Raw genomic sequence first — 2,153 nt, 5'->3', positions numbered from 1 at the left:
GGGGACACCGGCACCAGCACGTAACCCAGGCTCTGGAAGGCGGCCGGCCGCACGTTGAGAATGAGATCGCGGACCAGGCCGCCGCCGAGCGCGGTCATCTCGGCCAGGACGCCCATCCCGACCACGTCGAGCCGCTTGCGCACGCCCATGAGCGCACCGGTCAGTGCGAAGACAAAAATACCGACAAGGTCGAGAATTTCAGACACGTTGGATGTTTTTACCGGATCGGCGGCATGGCCGCCGCATGGTAGTGCTCGGCCATGAGCACCCGCAGTTTCCGCGTGAACAGGAACATCGCCACCCCGGCCGCGATCGCCATGATCGCCAGGACCAGGTAGTACATCGGGTCGGACAGGTACCGGGTGAGCCGCCCCGTCTGGCCGCCCACCGCGTCGCCCACCGACACCGCGATGAACCAGATCCCCAGCATCTGCCCCTTGAACGCCTCCGGCGCCAGCTTCGTCGTGACCGACAGCCCGACCGGGCTCAGCGACAGCTCGCCGAACACCTGGATCAGGTAGACCAGCACCAGCCACCACACCGACACCCGCCCGCCGGTCGCCAGCCCGGCGGCGATCGCCATCACCACGAAGCTCAGCCCCACCATGACCAGCGCGAACCCGAACTTCTGCGGCGTGCTCACCCGCACCCCGAGCTTCACCCACAACGCCGCGAACACCGGCACGAAGATCATGATGAACAGCGGGTTGAACGACTGCGTCGTCGCCGCCTGGATCGGCACCCCGAACAGCTCCAACCGGGTGTGGTCGGCGGCGAAGAACAGCAGCTTGCTCGGCGCCAGGTCGTAGATCATCCAGAAGATCGCCGCCGCGACGAACAGCCAGATGTAGGCCTTCATCCGGCTGCGCTCCTCGTCGGTGAGGCTGTGGCTGCCCAGCAGGATGTAGGCGAAGTAGACCACCGGCACGATCAGGATGACGATCGTGATCGCCAGCGCCAGGCGGTCGATGGTGAGCGTGCCCGTGGCCGCCCACGCGCCGAGCGCGAGCGCGGTCACCGCCACGCCCGCCCCGGCCACCCGGCCGAACCGGCGGCGCTCGGGCGGCGTCAGCCGGACGCCGGGACGCTCCCCGACGCCGCGCAGGTTCCGGCCGCCCCAGACGTACTGCAGCAGGCCGAGGGCCATGCCGACGGCGGCGGCGCTGAAGCCCAGGTGCCAGCGGTCGCCGTCGGCCAGCCAGCCGACGACGAGGGGCGCGAAGAAGGCGCCCAGGTTGATGCCCAGGTAGAACAGGGAGAAGCCGGCGTCGCGGCGGCCGTCCTCGTCCTCGCCGTACAGGCGGCCGACCATGACCGAGATGTTCGGCTTGAGCAGGCCCGTGCCGCTGATGATGAGCAGCAGCCCCAGCCAGACGAAGAACGACGTCGTCACCGGGATCGCCATGCTGATGTGGCCGAGCATGATGACGAACCCGCCCCAGAACACCGACCTGCGCGCCCCCAGCACGCGGTCGGCGATCCAGCCGCCGGGCAGCGCCACCAGGTAGATCAGCGCCCCGTAGACGCCGACCACCGCCTGCGCGGTCTCCTGCGACATGCCGAGGCCCTTGTGGGCCGGCGAGGCCGCCATGAACGTGGCCAGGATCGCCCGCAGGCCGTACCAGCTGAAGCGCTCCCACATCTCCGTGGAGAACAGGGTCGCCAGCCCCCACGGATGCCCGAAGAAGGTCCTTCCGCCCTTGCTCATGCCCGCCCCCCGAGACACGTACGGCACCTGGACGATCACTCTACGTGACCACCCCGACTGTTTCCCGCCTGGGTCTTGCCGCTGTCCGGAGGGTGTGGTGCGATGCATGCCACCTGTGCAAGTGATTACTGACTGGAGGCGGGTGCCATGGCCGAAGTCCTCGACGTACGGGCCGACATCGAGCGGGAGATCGCCGGTCGCACGGTCTGCGAACAGCTCAGGCAGGTGGCCGCCCGGCACCCCGACGCACCCGCGTACTCCGACCCCGAAGGCTCCGGCGGCTGGACGACGTTGACCTACGGGCAGGCGCGGCGGCGCATCCTGGAGATCGCGGCCGCGTTCGCCGCCCTCGGCCTGCGGCGCGGCGAATCAGTCGCGATCATGATGGTCAACCGCAGCGAGCACGTGCTGGCCGACCTCGGCGCCGTGCACGCCGGCGGCGTGG

The 2,153-nt window shown here is 69.3% G+C and carries 3 protein-coding genes; 1 reads left to right on the top strand and 2 read right to left on the bottom strand.

From position 1 onward, the window contains the following. Both ACWCSD_RS51930 and ACWCSD_RS51925 read right to left on the bottom strand, forming a co-directional pair. Window positions 1-206 (bottom strand): trimeric intracellular cation channel family protein (locus tag ACWCSD_RS51930; RefSeq protein ID WP_449927190.1); only part of this gene is annotated, 206 nt, incomplete at its 3' end. An 11-nt stretch (window positions 207-217) separates the two neighbouring features. Beyond that, entirely contained in the window at window positions 218-1,708 is a 1,491-nt protein-coding gene (locus ACWCSD_RS51925; protein ID WP_387680147.1) for a peptide MFS transporter, read from the bottom strand. Between the two features lie 147 nt (window positions 1,709-1,855). On the opposite strand from ACWCSD_RS51925, the gene ACWCSD_RS51920 reads away from it, so the two are divergent. Then, window positions 1,856-2,153 (top strand): AMP-binding protein (locus tag ACWCSD_RS51920; protein WP_449927187.1); only part of this gene is annotated, 298 nt, incomplete at its 3' end.

It is taken from the genome of Nonomuraea sp. NPDC001684 (assembly GCF_053596515.1).
Note: the sequence above shows the minus strand (reverse complement) of the source record. Positions and strands in the feature narration are given on the sequence as shown.